General features: G+C 54.2%; 17 protein-coding genes. 3 read left to right on the top strand and 14 right to left on the bottom strand.

The window, feature by feature from the left end:
- Positions 1–103 precede the first annotated feature (103 nt).
- Positions 104–823 carry an acrEF/envCD operon transcriptional regulator gene (envR, locus tag LA04_RS23420; RefSeq protein WP_072015511.1) on the top strand — a complete coding sequence of 240 codons (720 nt, stop codon included), beginning with the start codon at positions 104–106 and terminating at the stop codon, positions 821–823.
- On the opposite strand, the gene LA04_RS07025 is transcribed toward envR, so the two are convergent.
- The 14 genes from LA04_RS07025 to acuI form a co-directional block, all read right to left on the bottom strand.
- A complete protein-coding gene (locus LA04_RS07025; RefSeq protein ID WP_047650966.1) occupies positions 739–2,820 on the bottom strand; it encodes a putative bifunctional diguanylate cyclase/phosphodiesterase in 2,082 nt (693 codons plus the stop codon). The two genes, envR and LA04_RS07025, sit on opposite strands and share 85 nt — an antisense overlap.
- 138 nt (positions 2,821–2,958) lie before the next feature.
- Positions 2,959–3,123: a DUF2556 family protein gene (locus LA04_RS07020; RefSeq protein ID WP_008502862.1), complete on the bottom strand. Its 165-nt coding sequence runs from the start codon at positions 3,121–3,123 to the stop codon at positions 2,959–2,961.
- A 177-nt stretch (positions 3,124–3,300) separates the two neighbouring features.
- Positions 3,301–3,597: a DNA-binding transcriptional regulator Fis gene (fis, locus tag LA04_RS07015; protein WP_000462905.1), complete on the bottom strand. Its 297-nt coding sequence runs from the start codon at positions 3,595–3,597 to the stop codon at positions 3,301–3,303.
- Positions 3,598–3,620: 23 nt separating this feature from the next.
- Positions 3,621–4,586 (bottom strand): tRNA dihydrouridine synthase DusB, encoded by a 966-nt coding sequence (gene dusB, locus LA04_RS07010; RefSeq protein ID WP_023309409.1) that lies wholly within the window; start codon positions 4,584–4,586, stop codon positions 3,621–3,623.
- 330 nt (positions 4,587–4,916) lie between these two features.
- Positions 4,917–5,657, bottom strand: a complete 741-nt coding sequence (locus LA04_RS07005) for a carbonic anhydrase (protein WP_047650965.1) — start codon at positions 5,655–5,657, stop codon at positions 4,917–4,919.
- A gap of 128 nt (positions 5,658–5,785) precedes the next feature.
- A complete protein-coding gene (prmA, locus tag LA04_RS07000) occupies positions 5,786–6,667 on the bottom strand; it encodes a 50S ribosomal protein L11 methyltransferase (protein ID WP_047650964.1) in 882 nt (293 codons plus the stop codon).
- Positions 6,668–6,678: 11 nt separating this feature from the next.
- Positions 6,679–8,130: a sodium/pantothenate symporter gene (panF, locus tag LA04_RS06995; protein ID WP_047650963.1), complete on the bottom strand. Its 1,452-nt coding sequence runs from the start codon at positions 8,128–8,130 to the stop codon at positions 6,679–6,681.
- Positions 8,120–8,362: a YhdT family protein gene (locus LA04_RS06990; protein WP_006178860.1), complete on the bottom strand. Its 243-nt coding sequence runs from the start codon at positions 8,360–8,362 to the stop codon at positions 8,120–8,122. Before LA04_RS06990 ends, panF begins: the two co-directional genes overlap by 11 nt.
- A 108-nt stretch (positions 8,363–8,470) precedes the next feature.
- Positions 8,471–9,820, bottom strand: coding sequence for an acetyl-CoA carboxylase biotin carboxylase subunit (accC, locus tag LA04_RS06985; protein ID WP_023333644.1), 1,350 nt, complete (start codon positions 9,818–9,820; stop codon positions 8,471–8,473).
- Positions 9,821–9,830: 10 nt separating this feature from the next.
- Positions 9,831–10,292 carry an acetyl-CoA carboxylase biotin carboxyl carrier protein gene (accB, locus tag LA04_RS06980; protein WP_010436174.1) on the bottom strand — a complete coding sequence of 154 codons (462 nt, stop codon included), beginning with the start codon at positions 10,290–10,292 and terminating at the stop codon, positions 9,831–9,833.
- A 21-nt stretch (positions 10,293–10,313) separates the two neighbouring features.
- The gene (gene aroQ, locus LA04_RS06975) at positions 10,314–10,766 is read right to left on the bottom strand and encodes a type II 3-dehydroquinate dehydratase (RefSeq protein WP_047650962.1); all 453 of its coding nucleotides are present in this window, start codon (positions 10,764–10,766) and stop codon (positions 10,314–10,316) included.
- 234 nt (positions 10,767–11,000) lie between these two features.
- The gene (gene msrQ, locus LA04_RS06970) at positions 11,001–11,600 is read right to left on the bottom strand and encodes a protein-methionine-sulfoxide reductase heme-binding subunit MsrQ (protein ID WP_047650961.1); all 600 of its coding nucleotides are present in this window, start codon (positions 11,598–11,600) and stop codon (positions 11,001–11,003) included.
- The gene (gene msrP / locus LA04_RS06965; RefSeq protein ID WP_032659657.1) at positions 11,601–12,602 is read right to left on the bottom strand and encodes a protein-methionine-sulfoxide reductase catalytic subunit MsrP; all 1,002 of its coding nucleotides are present in this window, start codon (positions 12,600–12,602) and stop codon (positions 11,601–11,603) included.
- A gap of 77 nt (positions 12,603–12,679) precedes the next feature.
- The gene (gene acuI, locus LA04_RS06960) at positions 12,680–13,654 is read right to left on the bottom strand and encodes an acrylyl-CoA reductase (NADPH) (RefSeq protein WP_047650960.1); all 975 of its coding nucleotides are present in this window, start codon (positions 13,652–13,654) and stop codon (positions 12,680–12,682) included.
- A 183-nt stretch (positions 13,655–13,837) separates the two neighbouring features.
- Between acuI and csrD the strand changes: the two genes are divergently transcribed.
- Together csrD and mreB are read left to right on the top strand one after the other, a co-directional pair.
- Positions 13,838–15,778: an RNase E specificity factor CsrD gene (gene csrD / locus LA04_RS06955; RefSeq protein WP_047650959.1), complete on the top strand. Its 1,941-nt coding sequence runs from the start codon at positions 13,838–13,840 to the stop codon at positions 15,776–15,778.
- A 282-nt stretch (positions 15,779–16,060) separates the two neighbouring features.
- Positions 16,061–17,104 (top strand): rod shape-determining protein MreB, encoded by a 1,044-nt coding sequence (gene mreB, locus LA04_RS06950; RefSeq protein WP_000913396.1) that lies wholly within the window; start codon positions 16,061–16,063, stop codon positions 17,102–17,104.
- The last annotated feature ends 50 nt before the right edge of the window (positions 17,105–17,154 follow it).

Below are 17,154 nucleotides of genomic sequence, written 5' to 3'. Positions count from 1 at the left end.
GTGTGACTTTTTTTGTGCAAAATTAAAACGATTTTTAGTGAATACTTACATTTGCATGAACGCAATATGACCTTTAACCCTTGTGAGTAACGAGTAGTTGCCTATGGCGCGTAAAAAGAAAGAAGAGGCTCAACAAACCCGGCAGCAGCTGATTGAGGCGGCTATCGGACAGTTTGCCACGCGTGGCGTAGCCAGCACGACGCTGACGGATATCGCTGATGCCGCTAAGGTGACGCGCGGCGCGATCTACTGGCACTTCACCAGTAAATCTGAAATATTTAATGCCATCTGGGAACAACAATTACCGCTTCGCGATATGATTCACGACAGGCTTTCGCTTTCCGATAGTGACGATCCATTGTTAAAACTTCGTGAGCAATTTATTACTGCGCTGCAGTATATTGCCAATGAACCCCGGCAATGTGCGCTTTTACAAATTCTGTATCATAAGTGTGAATTTAGCAGCGATATGATTTCAGAGCGCGAAATCAGAACGCGTATCGGGCTTAACGATGATACGCTACGTGCCGCGCTTGAAACCTGTATTTCGCGGAACATCATTTCGCCACAGGTGAATGTTGATCTCACCTTAATTGTATTCCACGGTTTTTTTAGCGGAATAATTAAAAACTGGTTAATGAATAACGACAGTTTTAATCTTCATCAGCAGGCTCCCGCTCTGGTCGATAGCATACTGGCGACACTCCCGGTTATTCGCGTGTCGCCAGATGAGGGCGGTTACTGCTCAGCGCCAGGTAACATTTCCCCGCGGGCACAAAGTGCTTCTATGGTCTGCGCGCTGACGGGTTTACCTAGCAGATAACCCTGAAGGGTGTTACAGCCCAGCTCGGTCAAAAAGGCTTGCTGCGCTTCGGTTTCCACACCTTCAGCCACGACTTTCAGGTTAAGTGTTTTAGCGAGGGCCACAATCGCTGAGACAATAGTGGCATCCTCGCTCTCGCCGCTGAGCTCTTGCACAAACGCCCTGTCGATTTTTAGCTCGCAGGCCGGTAAGCGCTTGAGGTACAGCAGGCTCGAATATCCGGTGCCAAAATCATCAATGGAGGCCTTCACCCCCGCATTCGTCAGCTCTGTCAGCACCCGTACGCTCTCATCCGGGTTGCTCATCGCCGTGGTTTCCGTCACTTCGAGGATCAACATTTCCGGTGGCACCTGATGAAGTGCCAAGCAGTCGAGAACCGTTTTAACCAGCGAAGGTTGTTCAAACTGCAGTGTCGACAGGTTTACCGCCATTGACCAGCTTTGATGTCCCTGAAGATGCCATTCCCGCAGCTGGCGACAGGCTTCATTAATCACCCAGTTGCCAATGGGGACGATTAGCCCCGTTTTTTCCGCCAGCGGCAGAAAAAGGTCCGGCGTCAGTAACCCCTGCTTAGGATGCTGCCAGCGCAATAACGCCTCGAATCCGAGGACCGGGCCCGCCGGGGCGTGAAATTTTGGCTGATACAGCAGGCGCAGCTCATTGCGATCGATCGCCATCCACAGATCGTTCATTAACTGGAGATGGGTCTGCGCCAGGGTGTTCATGGAGGGCTGGAAAAAGTGGTAACCGTTACGGCCCATATGCTTCGTGTGATACATCGCCGCATCGGCGTTAAACATCAGCTCACGCTCGGTTTTTCCGTCGTGAGGGTACAGCGCAATACCTATGCTGAGGGTCACCACCAGTTCATAGGGGCTGAGATTGAACGGGCTATCGATCGCGCGCACCAGCGAATTCGCCAGCGATGCCGCGTCGTCCGGACCTTCTCCCTCTGCCAGCAGAACAAACTCATCACCGCCGATACGTGCAAGGGTGAACTGGCCTTTCAGAAGCAGCAGCAGACGCTGCGTAACGGCGACCAGCAGCCTGTCACCGACATCATGGCCGTAGGCATCATTTATGGCTTTGAAGCCGTCAAGATCCATGAACATCAGGGCAAAGTGGTTTCCTTCACGATCGGCTTTGCTGATGGCCTGATCGAGTCTGTCTTCCAGCAGGATACGGTTGGGCAGGCGCGTCAGGGTATCGTGTAGCGCCAGTTGAGCGAGTTCCCGGTTAGCTTCTGCCAGCGACGAGGCCAGAAGGGCGGTGCGTGCCTGAAGGAGGGCATCCAGCATCGAAACCAGCAGGGTGATCCCAAGAATAGAGAGCGCGACGACGCTGACCAGCACCGCCAGCCAGCTCCCGTTAATCCCCTCATGGTGAACCATTGTGGACATTGGAAACTGCGCCGCTTTCATCCCGGCATAGTGCATGCCGGCAATGGCAATACCCATCGTGATGGCGGCACCCATGCGCATCAGCACGACCTGCGCGGCTTCGCGACGCAGGCGGAAGGTCAGCCATAATGCCGCGAGCGAAGCGGCAAGCGCAATCACGACCGAAATGGCCACCCACATCTTGTTCCAGATAATCCCGGGCATCACTTCCAGCGCCGCCATGCCGGTGTAATGCATAGCAACAATACCGCTCCCCATCACCAGCGCGCCGGGCAGCAGTCGGCGCAGGCGTAGTTGCTCGCAGCTCACAAGCCATAGCGCAAACAGCGACGAACCCACGGCGATGGCCATAGATAACACCGTCAGGGTGGCGTTGTAGCTCATGCTCATGGAGAGGTCCATCGCCAGCATGCCGATAAAATGCATGGCCCACACGCCGATGCCCATAGCAATACCGCCGCCAGCAAGCCAGATGCGGGCAGCGACGCCATGACTCCCGGCGACGCGTGCAGCCATGTTCAGCGCGGTATACGCAGCAAGGATGGCAACAACAAAGGAGAGGACGACAAGGATAGGGTTGTATTGGCTGACCAGCATGGACGGTTCTACTCGAGTGTGGGGTTACGCTAGAGCGGTTGAGAAGGGCGAGACATTATCACCGTCAGGTAATGGCTCAAAGGGATTTAAATCCCCGTTTTTAGTGGGTAATAACAGGTGATTTGCGCAATCTGGCGCTTAGTCGAGCTCTGAGCAGTTAACGAGTTTAAGGGGATTCACGGAGTTCATATTGCGACACTTATCGGTTTCGGTACTCATCAGTTCAATCCACTGCATCAGGAGTGCATCGAAAATGAGAACGGAGATTGCAAAGACAACCAGCCACCAGTATTTACGAATCATTGTGTCATTCCGCGAGAAAATCGCCAGTAAGGTGGGGGAAATATACACGAAAAACCGGGGTTGAAAAGCGGGAGACGCGAAGGTTTACAATGCGTTGACGGAGAGGCACAGATAATAAAAAAGGCGCTTCCCCATGCCGAAGAGCGCCTTTTTAAACAAGCATTTAACTGATTAGTATCAGTTCATGCCGTATTTTTTCAGTTTCTTACGCAGAGTACCACGGTTGATACCCATCATCAGCGCAGCGCGGGTTTGGTTACCGCGGGTGTATTGCATCACCATGTCCAACAGTGGCTGTTCAACTTCAGCCAGTACCAGCTCATACAGGTCATTAACATCCTGACCGTTCAGTTGAGCAAAATAGTTCTTCAGTGCCTGTTTAACCGAGTCACGCAGGGGCTTTTGAGTTACCTGGTCCTGAGAGTTAACGGTAGAAACGGTCAGTACGTCAGAATTTACGCGTTGTTCGAACATAGTTCTGTCAGCTCTTTATTTCATTACGCAAGATTTTCGAAGTATGCCTCCAACGCCTCCAGCTGTACGCTGGCATCCTCTATGGCGTTGAATGTGCGCCGAAACTGGTCATCTGGAGCGTGCTCCTGGAGATACCAGGAGACGTGTTTACGCGCAATTCGGTACCCTTTTGCCTGACCGTAGTGGTCATGCAGTTCCCGAACATGCGAGCAAAGCAAGCGCTTAACCTCTGCCAGAGGCAGCGGGGCAAGCAGCTCCCCAGTGTCCAGATAATGCTGGATTTCCCGGAAGATCCAGGGTCTTCCCTGAGCTGCACGTCCTATCATCAGAGCATCAGCTCCCGTATAGTCGAGTACAGCCCTGGCTTTAAGCGGGTCAGTTATGTCGCCATTCGCGATAATCGGAATGGAAACTTTCTGCTTAACTGCCCGAATGCTGTCGTATTCAGCTTCACCGTTGAACAAACAGGCGCGAGTGCGTCCATGGATGGTCAGGGCCTGAATGCCACAGTCTTCGGCCAGTTGGGCAATCTCTACACAGTTACGGTGTTCCGGCGACCAACCCGTGCGAATCTTCAACGTAACAGGAACGTCCACCGCGCTGACAACCGCCGTCAGGATAGCTTTCACCTGGTCGGGGTATTGCAGAAGGGCTGAACCTGCAAGCTTGCGATTCACCTTTTTGGCCGGGCACCCCATATTGATATCAATAATCTGGGCACCACTTTCCACGTTAATCCGCGCGGCATCTGCCATCTCTTCAGGCACGCTTCCGGCAATTTGCACGGTGCGAATACCTGGTTCATCAACGTGCACCATCCGAAGGCGGGATTTATCGCTTTCCCAAACCTGCGGGTTAGACGACATCATCTCGGATACGGTTAAACCGGCTCCCATCTCATAGCACAGCGTCCTGAACGGCCGGTCTGTAATACCTGCCATAGGGGCTGCGATCAGGCGATTTCTAAGCTGGTGGTGTCCGATGCGCATGAGTTAAGAAATGACCATACTGTGACTGCAAGGCGGCGTATATTACGCATTTTTTGCACGAGATGAAAGGCCAAACTTTGAACAATCCACTGTTGTAGATCAAGGAATCGCCGCCCAATCTTTCAGTTCAAAATTATTCATTATTTAAATCATTAAGTTATATGATAATGGTTATTTTATGGGCGCTTACAATTTCCCGTAACTTCTCATCATTTCTGAATAAATGCCCAGGTGAAGCGGGATAATCTGCTGTTTTTAGCAGCAGATTTCCCTACTTCTTTGCGATCTGCGTCGCATTTTAGAACATGATCATCATGCGAAAAATGTGTGTTATTCGACCACGACGCGCCCATGCAGCGACTGTACCGGACGGTTATTATCGTGATGCATCGTCTGGGTGAATCTGGCCAGCTGTTCTGCAGAAACCGTCAGGGGCTGTTTAAGCACAATCCAGGTGACGCCTTCTGAACACGGTGGGGTGGTCAGTGAACCGCTAAAGCGCCAGTACGTTTTATCTTTCGGCAGCAGTTTGTTCAGGTTGAGATCCTGTTTGATGGAGACGTTCTGCTCGGCCTGCTGAGGCATAACGCGCCATAGCTTTTCAAGCTCCGGGTTTACGGCCCCTTTATCAAACATGACCGCCACCACCGTCAGTTCCCCGCCGGCATTTTTATGAACCAGATGCATTTCCATCGCGTACCTCTTGCCATGCACGGTGTTTTCGCTCGGCGCGTGGAAATGGAACTGCTGTAACGTCCAGGTTTGCTTATCAAGAATAAGGGTATCTCGGGTGTTCGCCTGTTCAGTGGCCTGAATGGTGTGACCATTGTTCGTCAGCGTAACAGGGCCATCAACGTAGTGGGTTTGTAGCGGGGAGAGATGGGCGTTAGTGGTGGAATCAATATTAATGGGAGACTGGTTCATTCCGCTTTGACAGGTCTTGTATGCCCCGTCCAGCTCACTCCAGTGTTCCGGTGAACCTTCCCCTTCGTAGCTCCAGTGTGATGCGAATGCTGAAGCCGAGATCATGCTCAGCGCCAGCAGCGCTGCCTTGCCTGTAACGTGTGTCATCATATTCTTCCGGTGAATTTTTGTAATACAAATCAACATGATTTGTAGGGTTATTTTACCGAAGAATGACCGGTGGAGAGAGGATTATCAGAGGGGGAGAGGCGTGGTCAGATGACCACGCCAGATTCTTATTTTTTACGACCGGTGATGCGGCACCACTCTTCTTTTTCCACCACCGGGTCGAGAGCAAAGAGATCGGCATAGGCTTCACACACGCTGTCGGCCTGGCTTGCCAGGATACCGGAAAGCCCCAGCAGACCGCCCTCAACGGGCAGCACGCTGATTAACGGAGCCAGTTCGCGCAGCGGGCCCGCCAGAATGTTAGCGACCACCACATCGGCTTTCATGGCGTCTGGCTGTGCATCCGGCAGATACAGCTCCAGACGATCGGAGACGCCGTTACGCTCGGCATTATCGCGGCTGGCCTGAATCGCCTGCGGATCGATATCGATCCCGATGGCTTTTGCCGCGCCCAGCTTCAGGGCTGCAATCGCGAGGATCCCGGATCCACAGCCGAAGTCGATCACTGTCTTACCGTCCAGATCCAGACCATCCAGCCACTGCAGGCACAGAGACGTGGTTGGGTGAGTGCCGGTACCAAACGCCAGACCCGGATCGAGCATCACGTTGACTGCGCTTTCATCAGGGACGTCGCGCCAGCTCGGGCAGATCCACAGACGTTTGCCGAACTGCATCGGGTGGAAGTTATCCATCCACTCGCGTTCCCAGTCTTTATCTTCCAGCTGTTCGATTTTATGCACGAAACCCGCGCCCAGCAGAGGATGATTCTCCAGAATCGCGACAACCTCTTTCATGTCGGTTTCGGCATCAAACAGGCCAATAACGTCGGTATCACCCCACAGGCGGGTTTCGCCCGGCAGCGGCTCAAAGACCGGCGTATCATGCGTGTCCTGGAAGGTGATAGAGACCGAACCGGCCTCCATCAGCGCATCGCTCAGCTCTTCGGCGTTAGCGCCGGTTGTGTTCAGTTTTAGTTGGATCCACGGCATGGCAAAACTCTTTATTTATCAGTAGAAATCATAGCGGGCTGTGGGACGGGCTGACCGAAACGGTTCCCCACCACAAACGCCAGTAAACTTAGCAGTAACGAAGGCACAATCGGATGGAAGCCCAGGTACTGAATCTTAAACGTTGCGAGGACGGCGTAAAGCACGCCGCCGACAATCATCGCGCTCAGCGCACCGGCGGCATTCGCGCGCTCCCAGTAGAGCCCTAACACCAGCGGCCACAGGAATACCGCTTCAAGCCCACCAAATGCCAGCAGGTTCAGCCAGATGATCATCTCCGGCGGGCGCCACGCGGCTAACAGCAGCAATGCCCCTAACGCCAGAGTAATAACGGCCGACATGCGCTTCAGGCGTCGTTCATTCTCTACCTGCTCAGGACGCAGGTTCAGATAGAGATCTTTAATGATCGTAGCGGAACTTTGCAGCAGCTGAGCGTTGATTGTCGACATAATGGCGGCCATCGGTGCGGCAAGGAAGATCCCGGCGGCAAATGGCGGCAGCACTTTAACCATCAGGGTTGGGATAACCAGATCGGGTACGGTAAGGTCAGGAATAACTGCCCGACCTAACGCGCCCGCCAGGTGCATACCAAACATCAGGATTGCGACAACGATAGTGCCGATAATGATACCTCTGTGCACGGCTTTGCTGTCTTTGTAAGAGATACAGCGCACGGCGGTATGCGGCAGGCCAATCACCCCAAAGCACACCAACACCCAGAACGAGGTCATAAAGGTTGGCGAAAGGATGTCATCCGCGCCCTGCGGAGAGACCAGTTTCGGGTCGATGGTTTCCAGCGTTTCGACGGCGTGGCTCAGGCCACCCGCGGCGTGGACGATGCCGACCAGCAGGACAAGAGTGCCAACAAGCATTACCAAACCCTGCATCGTATCGTTCAGCACGCTGGCGCGGAATCCGCCAAACGCGGTGTAGAGCGCAATGCTGACGCCGAAGATAATCAGGCCTGTCTCGTAGGGGATCCCGGCAGCCGTTTCCAGCAGGCGTGCCCCGCCGATAAACTGCACCGTCATTGCGCCAATAAAGGCCACCAGCAGGCTTAAGCTGGCCAGCCACACCAGTAAACGGCTCTGATAGCGGGCAAACAGCATATCGTTGAGCGTCACGGCATTATAACGGCGCGCCAGAATGGCAAATTTTTTACCCAGTATGCCCAGCGAGAGCCAGACGGCTGGAAGCTGGATCATCGCCAGCAGCACCCAGCCTAACCCGTATTTATAGGCTGCGCCGGGTCCGCCGATAAACGAACTGGCGCTGATGTAGGTCGCGGTCAGCGTCATGGCCAGCACGACGCCGCCCATCGAGCGGCTACCCAAAAAATACTCGTTCAGGAAGGTGCCCGTCGTTCTTTTACGCATGGCGTAAACGGATAAACCAAATACCACTAACAGGTAAGCGATAAGCGGCAGAATGACTTCAAGCTGCATCATCGTCCTCCAGCGGAATATCGCGATAGATGAATTTCACCATTGCCCAGCACAGCAGGATGAAGACCAGCGGTACCAGCAGACACGCCATTTCGAACCAGTGCGGCAGGCCGGTGATGCCAATAGCGGAGTCAGGTAAGTAAGCAGTTACTAACCATGCAGCGAGATAGAGAAGGGTCAGCCACAGCGCCCAGCGCGCTTCTTTATGGGCCTGAACAAAACGTTTGTCCATTTTTTGTCCCTTGTGGATGAAGAAAGCGGGGATTGTACATGATGGGGCCTGGCGATCCCCAGAAATAAAAAAGGCCGGATAATCCGGCCTTTTAGCAACACAGGTCTCTTACTTCTCGTTCAGACCGAGTTTTTTCTCCAGATAGTGGATATTAGTTCCACCATTCTGGAAGTGTTCATCGCTCATGATACGCATCTGCAGATCAACGTTGGTTTTGATACCGTCGATGATCAGTTCCTGCAGGGCGTTTTTCATGCGGGCAATCGCCACGTCACGGTTTTCGCCGTAGCAGATAAGCTTGCCGATCATTGAGTCATAGTACGGCGGTACGGTGTAACCGGCGTAGATATGAGACTCCCAGCGCACGCCAAAGCCACCCGGCGCGTGGAAACGCGTGATTTTACCCGGGCTTGGCAGGAAGGTGTTCGGGTCTTCGGCGTTGATACGGCACTCTACCGCATGGCCTTTCACCACAACTTCTTCCTGCTTGATGGACAGCGGCTGGCCTGCAGCGATACGCAGCTGTTCTTTGATCAGGTCAACGCCGGTGATCATTTCGGTAACCGGGTGTTCAACCTGAATACGGGTGTTCATTTCGATGAAATAGAACTCGCCGTTCTCGAACAGGAACTCAAAGGTACCTGCACCGCGATAGCCGATATCGACACACGCTTTGGAGCAACGCTCGCCGATGTAGCGACGCAGTTCCGGGGTAATGCCCGGTGCAGGTGCTTCTTCGACCACTTTCTGGTGACGACGCTGCATGGAGCAGTCACGTTCTGCCAGATAGATCGCGTTACCCTGACCGTCTGCCAGCACCTGAATTTCGATGTGGCGTGGGTTTTCCAGGTATTTTTCCATGTACACCATGTCATTGCTGAAAGCGGCTTTCGCTTCTGCTTTGGTCATGGAGATGGACTGCGCCAGTTCAGCATCGCTACGCACAACGCGCATACCGCGACCGCCGCCGCCGCCGGACGCCTTGATGATAACCGGGTAGCCAATGCGTTTAGCATGAGCACGGTTAGCATCCATGTCGTCGGTCAGAGGGCCGTCAGAGCCTGGTACGGTTGGAACACCGGCTTTTTTCATCGCGGTGATTGCAGACACTTTGTCGCCCATCAGGCGGATAGTGTCGGCTTTCGGGCCGATGAAGATGAAGCCAGAGCGTTCAACCTGCTCAGCAAAGTTGGCGTTCTCAGAGAGGAAGCCGTAACCCGGATGAATTGCCACCGCGCCGGTGATTTCAGCGGCGCTGATGATAGCCGGGATGTTCAGATAGCTTTTTACGGACGGAGCCGGGCCAATACAAACCGTCTCATCCGCCAGCAATACGTGTTTTAAATCGCGATCCGCGCTTGAGTGCACAGCGACGGTCTTGATGCCCAGTTCTTTACAGGCACGAAGTATACGCAGTGCGATCTCGCCGCGGTTGGCGATAACAATTTTATCCAGCATGTACGCCTCGTTACTCGATGACGACCAGCGGCTCGTCAAATTCAACCGGCTGACCACTTTCGACCAGAATCGCTTTCACAGTACCTGATTTGTCTGCTTCGATCTGGTTCATCATTTTCATCGCTTCAACGATGCACAGGGTATCGCCTACGTTGACTTTCTGACCCACTTCGATGAACGCCTTCGCGTCCGGGCTCGGGGTGCGGTAGAAAGTACCAACCATTGGGGAACGTACGATGTGACCACTGATTTCTGCTGCAGCGGCAGGTGCGGCTTCAGCTGCTGGCGCAACGGCTGCGGAGAGCGCAGGCTGCTGCACTGGCGCAGCATAAGCTTGCTGCATTACCGGGAAGCTAGCGGCTGGGGCTGCACGGCTGATGCGTACAGACTCTTCGCCTTCAGAAATTTCCAGTTCGGAGATGCCTGATTCTTCAACCAGCTCGATCAGTTTTTTAATCTTACGAATATCCATGAGTGGGTTCCGTACTCTTGTTTAGTGTGATTGTGACAAGCGTTTTACCGCTGTCTGTAAAGCGTATGAATAGCCGTCTGCGCCCAGTCCACAGATAACGCCAGCAGCGATATCCGACAGATACGAATGGTGACGGAACGGCTCTCGGGCGTGCACATTACTCAGGTGGATCTCGATAAACGGGATACCCACCGCGAGCAGTGCGTCGCGGATAGCAACACTGGTGTGCGTAAACGCGGCCGGATTGATCAGGATATAGTCCACATTGTCTTTAGCCTGATGAATACGGTCGATGAGTGCGTACTCCGCATTCGACTGAAAATGATCCAAATCCACATTCAGTGACGCTGCTTCCGTTCCCAGACGGTTAACAATTTCACTCAATGTTAGCGTGCCGTACTTCTCTGGCTCACGGGTGCCGAGCATGTTCAGGTTCGGTCCGTTCAAAACTAAGATATGGAACTTATCAGTCATAATGCCGCTATCTCCTGCGATTTTCGGGTAAAAAACAAAATATACCTTCGAAACGCAAATGTCACCTTTTCAGAGGCTTAAAACCGCTGTCAGGCGAACCAAGGTCGCACATTATAACGATTTCGTAGCATTTAGCAGCTAAATACTGGTCTTATCAGGGAAGATTATCAACCGCTATCCGAAAAAGATTTGCGGTTGACCGGTAATCTGCGGGAAAACGCACAGTTTCGCGAACTATCGCAACCACTGGCGGAACTTCTTGTAACGCCATGCTAAAAGCGCCACGGCCGCCAGTGCATAAAGGATCGGCTGTGGCGAGAGGATCTTCACCGACCACAGGTAATGAATGGGAGCGAGGATCGCGACAAGATAGACGAAGTTGTGCAGAAGCTGCCAGCGCCTGCCCAGTTTTCGCTGCGCATATTGCGTGGATGTCAGCGCTAACGCCAGTAAAACCACCCAGCTCACGATACCTAGCGTCAGATAAGGACGTGTCACCAGTTCGCGGCCAAGCAGTGCCAGATTGTTAATTCCCAGTTCCAGCAGGGCGTAGCTGGTGAGGTGCAGCGTCGCCCAGGCAAAACACCATAGCCCTAACAGCCGACGGGTGCGTACCAATAATGGCTGTTTAGCGTAGCGCGCCAGCGGCGAGACGAGCAAGGTGGCCAGCAAAAATTTCAGAGCCATCCGACCGGTAAAATGCTGGATATCCTTTGCCGGATCTGCGCTAAAAAGCCCCTGGCTGGCGGCCCAGAACAGCCATATAAAAGGAAGCAGCCCGGCCAGGTGCAGCAGCACTTTCAGCCAGGTAATCTGTTTTGCCGTTAAACGCACTCAGAAGTTCTCCCGTAAGTTGAGACCACGGTAAAGCGAGGCCACTTCATCCGCATAGCCGTTAAACAGCAGCGTCGGCTGGCGCTTCACGTCCAGCGCACCGCCGGAACCGATAAACCGCTCGGTTGCCTGCGACCAGCGCGGATGATCCACGTGCGGGTTCACGTTGGCGAAGAAGCCGTATTCGTCCGGGGCCGCCAGATTCCACGTGGTTGGCGGACGTTCGCGGGTAAGCTTAATGCTGACGATAGATTTAATCCCTTTGAAGCCATATTTCCACGGTACGGTTAAACGGATGGGCGCGCCGTTCTGCGGCGGAAGCGCTTTGCCATAAACGCCGACGGTCAGCAGGGTGAGGGGGTGCATCGCTTCGTCGAGACGTAGCCCTTCCACATAGGGATACTCAAGCCCGCCGCCGATAAACCGATCTTTTTGTCCGGGCATCTCGTCCGGCGCATAGCGCGTCTGGAAAGCGACATATTTTGCGTTGCTGGTGGGTTCAACCATCGCCAGCAGTTTATGCAGCGGGAAGCCGACCCAGGGCACCACCATCGACCAGGCTTCCACGCAGCGCATGCGATAGATACGCTCTTCGAGCGGGAAACGGGTGGTGAGATCGTGATGGTCCAGCGTCAGCGGTTTTGCCACTTCGCCATCAATTTTCAGCGTCCAGGGATCGGTTTTGAGGCTCCCCGCGTTGGCAGCAGGATCGGCCTTATCGAGACCAAATTCGTAGAAGTTGTTGTAGCCGGTAACTTTATCTTCCGGCGTGAGCGTCAGCTTGTTTTGCCATTCGGCCGGTTTCGTAAAGGTGAGCGGGGCGCCGGATGGGGCCTTTGGCCGATCGTTGCCTTTAAACCAGTCGAGCAGGTCGGCGTGTGCCGCCGGAGAGAGCGTCAGGGCTGTGGCGCTGATGCCAAGCATTTTCAGGATCTGGCGGCGCTGTAACATAAAGACAGACTCAGACGTTACGTCGGCTTCCGTCAGTTTTCGGTTTTTCATGGCATCCTCCGTCATGCGTTTTTCTAAGCATGACGGAGGAGAGGGATTCGCGCGAATATGTCACGAAAATTTGAAGATTAGGCGATTTTCACCAGCGCGCGGCCGTGGAACTGGTTGTCCATGATCTTACTGGCGTATTCCGGCGCCTGGCTGAGGGTTATCTCCGTTGCGCTCTGGGTATAGAAAGATTCCGGCAGATCGCGCACCAGCCGTTCCCAGGCTTGATGACGACGGGCCGGCGGGGTCATCACGGAATCCACGCCCTGCAGGCGTACGTTACGCAGAATAAATGGCATCACAGTGGTTGGCAGGGCAAATCCGCCCGCCAGACCGCAGGCTGCCACGCAGCCGCCGTAGTTCATCTGCGCCAGAACTTTTGCCAGCACCTTATCACCGACGGTATCCACCGCCCCTGCCCAAACCTGTTTTTCCAGCGGACGGGTTTCGGCAAATTCGTCGCGGCTGAGAATGCGGCTGGCGCCAAGCTGGCGCAGATAGTCATGGGTGCTTTCCCGGCCGGAAACCGCAGCGACCTGATAGCCCAGCTTGTGGAGCAGCGTGACTGCCGTGCTGCCCACGCCGCCGCTGGCGCCGGTGACGACAATTTCACCTGACTCAGGGCGGATACCCGCATCTTCCAGCGCCATCACGCAAAGCATGGCGGTAAAGCCTGCCGTGCCGACGATCATCGCCTTGCGGCCATCCATGCCTTTCGGCATAGGCACCAGCCAGTCGCCCTTCACGCGCGCCTGCGTGGCCAGCCCGCCCCAGTGATTTTCACCCACGCCCCAGCCGGTGAGCAGTACATGCTGGCCTGGATGGAAGCGAGGATCCTCGCTGGCATGAACCCGGCCAGCGAAATCGATCCCCGGCACCATAGGGAAATTTCGGATGATTTTACCCTTACCGGTAATAGCCAGCGCATCTTTATAATTTAAACTGGACCAGTCGATGTCGACGGTTACTTCGCCCTCCGGCAGGCGGCTCTCTTCTACCGGCTGCACTGAGGCAAGCGTTTTGCCGTCCTGCTGTTCTAAGATCAAAGCCTGCATACGGGGTCCTCACGACTCATATGATTGGAAAATAATTTCTGAAGACTATACTCGCTCAGGGAATAGCAGTGCCGATTTAACGCAATAAATTGCCAGATACACCCGATTTGGTAGTATGCCGCATTTGAAATGCAAGTTAGCGCTTACTCGCTACCCCCATCAACCCACGGAGTAATCTCAAGGATGCGATTAACGACGAAGTTCTCAGCTTTTATCACCTTGCTGACGGGGCTTACCATTTTTGTCACCCTTCTGGGCTGCTCTCTGAGCTTTTACAACGCCATTCAGGACAAGCTGGTCAACCGGGTGCAGTCTGTGGCATCGGTGATTGATACGCGTCTGCTAACGACGCCGCTACCAACGCTCACCAGTGAGCTTGATGAGTTGATGGTTCCTGTTGATATTGTTCAGATCGACATTCAGCAGGGAAAGCATCGTGTTTTAAGCCATGAACGACCGGGAAGCTATCGCCCTGCGGGCGTGGTGAGCCAGTATCGGGAAGTGACGGTGCATTCCCTCAAAAATCCGGGGATGACCATACGTATGGTCTATCTCGATCCGATGGCCAGCTATTTCCGTTCCATGATGACCACCGCGCCGCTCACCATCGCCGTTGCGTTTATCGTCCTGCTGATCTTTCTCGCGGTCCGCTGGCTGCGCCGCCAGCTTTCCGGGCAGGAGCTGCTGGAGATGCGCTCCGTGCGGATCCTGAACGGTGAACGCGGCCCTCAGGTGCGTGGCTCTGTCCACGAGTGGCCTTCACGCGCCAGCAGCGCGCTCGATACCCTGCTCTCCGAAATCCAGTTTGCCAGCGACCAGCGCAGCCGTATGGATACGCTGATCCGCTCTTATGCCGCGCAGGATAATAAAACCGGTCTTAACAACCGTCTTTTCTTTGATAATCAGCTCGCCACGCTGCTTGAGGATCCGGAAAAAGTGGGGACACACGGGGTGGTGATGATGATTCGCCTGCCCGATTTCGATCTCCTGCGCGACACCTGGGGACAGCGGGCCGCGGAAGAAAACCTCTTTACGCTGATCAACCTGCTCTCCACCTTTATTATGCGCTACCCGGGCGCGCTGCTGGCCCGCTATCACCGCAGCGACTTTGCCGTGCTGTTGCCTCATCGTACGCTGAAGGAATCCGAAAGCATCGCCAGCCAGCTGCTGAAGGCGGTAGATGCGCTGCCGCAGAGCAAAATGCTCGACAGGGACGATATGGTCCACATGGGGATTTGCGCCTGGCGTGGCGGACAATCCACAGAGCAGGTGATGGAACATGCGGAAGCCGCTACCCGCAACGCCGTGTTGCAGGGGGCCAATGGATGGGCGGTTTACGATGACTCGCTGCCGGAAAAAGGGCGCGGCAACGTGCGCTGGCGCACCCTGATTGAGCAGATGCTCAGCCGCGGCGGACCGCGTATTTATCAAAAACCCGCGGTCATGAAAAACGGCAACGTTCATCACCGTGAACTGATGTGTCGTATTTTTGATGGTACCGAAGAGGTCATCTCTGCGGAATATCTGCCGATGGTGCTGCAATTTGGCCTGTCCGAAGAGTATGACCGCCAGCAGATTACCCGGTTGATTCCGTTTTTATCCTTCTGGCCTGAAGAAAACCTGGCGTTACAGGTCACCGTGGAGTCGTTAATACGCCCACGTTTTCAGCGCTGGCTACGTGATACGTTAATGCAATGCGAAAAATCGCAACGCAAACACATTATTTTTGAACTTGCTGAGGCCGATGTAGGTCAACACATCAGCCGGTTACGTCCGGTGGTGCGTTTGATCAATGCGCTCGGTGCACGTATCGCTGTGACGCAGGCAGGTTTAACGCTGGTCAGCACTAACTGGATCAAGGAGCTGGATGTGGAGTTATTAAAGCTACATCCGGGGCTGGTAAGGAATATTGAGAAGCGTACGGAAAACCAGCTGCTGGTACAGAGTCTGGTAGAAGCGTGTAAGGGTACGCGAACACAAGTATTTGCCACGGGCGTGCGCTCCAGAAGCGAATGGCAGATGTTAACAGCGCGCGGCGTGATGGGCGGTCAGGGGGATTTTTTTGCTGCCTCTCAACCGCTTGACACCAACGTGAAAAAATATTTGCAAAGATACTCTGTTTGACCTGCCGTTTACGCTGTTTTCACGTAGAATATCGCGCCTGTAGCTTTGAGTATGTCGAGCAAAAAGCCAGTGAACGACCTGTAACGGGTTACAAACGTCAGTGGGGAACGCTACTGTTTACTCAGCCCTGAGGGAGTCAGGGGATGTTTTTGTAACATCAGGAAACGTACTGCACAAATTTTCACCGTTGCAGATGATTTTTGCGCCTTGTCGCTGCTGCGTGTGGTTGGTAAAGTAAGCGGATTTTGTTTTCCGCCCCAGCTTTCAGGATTATCCCTTAGTATGTTGAAAAAATTTCGTGGCATGTTTTCCAATGACCTGTCCATTGACCTGGGTACCGCGAATACCCTTATTTATGTAAAAGGACAAGGCATCGTATTGAATGAGCCTTCCGTTGTGGCCATTCGTCAGGATCGTGCAGGCTCGCCGAAAAGCGTGGCTGCAGTGGGTCATGACGCGAAGCAGATGCTGGGTCGTACCCCTGGCAACATCGCCGCCATTCGCCCAATGAAAGACGGCGTTATCGCCGACTTCTTCGTGACTGAAAAAATGCTTCAGCACTTCATCAAGCAGGTTCACAGCAACAGCTTCATGCGTCCAAGCCCGCGTGTTCTGGTGTGTGTGCCGGTTGGCGCAACCCAGGTAGAGCGTCGCGCAATCCGTGAATCTGCCCAGGGTGCAGGTGCACGTGAAGTGTTCCTGATTGAAGAGCCAATGGCTGCGGCCATCGGTGCGGGTCTGCCTGTTTCCGAAGCGACCGGTTCTATGGTGGTGGACATCGGTGGTGGTACCACTGAAGTGGCCGTTATCTCTCTGAACGGCGTGGTGTACTCCTCTTCCGTACGTATCGGTGGTGACCGCTTCGATGAAGCCATCATTAATTATGTGCGCCGTAACTACGGCTCTCTGATCGGTGAAGCCACCGCAGAGCGTATCAAACACGAAATCGGCTCTGCGTATCCGGGCGATGAAGTGCGTGAGATCGAAGTTCGTGGCCGTAACCTGGCTGAAGGTGTTCCGCGCGGTTTCACCCTGAACTCCAACGAAATTCTGGAAGCTCTGCAGGAACCACTGACGGGCATCGTGAGCGCGGTAATGGTTGCGCTGGAACAGTGCCCACCAGAGCTGGCGTCCGATATCTCCGAGCGCGGTATGGTTCTGACCGGTGGTGGTGCGCTGCTGCGTAACCTCGACCGCCTGTTAATGGAAGAGACAGGTATTCCTGTCGTAGTTGCAGAAGATCCACTGACTTGCGTCGCCCGTGGTGGTGGCAAGGCGCTGGAAATGATCGACATGCACGGCGGCGATTTGTTCAGCGAAGAGTAGTCGAGTTTGAGAGGGTAGCAATTTGCTACCCTTTCTCTCTGACGCGAGAA

Origin of the sequence: Enterobacter sp. UCD-UG_FMILLET, from assembly GCF_000762975.1 — a bacterium.
Lineage (GTDB): Bacteria > Pseudomonadota > Gammaproteobacteria > Enterobacterales > Enterobacteriaceae > Enterobacter > Enterobacter dykesii.
This window is presented reverse-complemented; position numbering and strand designations above follow the sequence as displayed.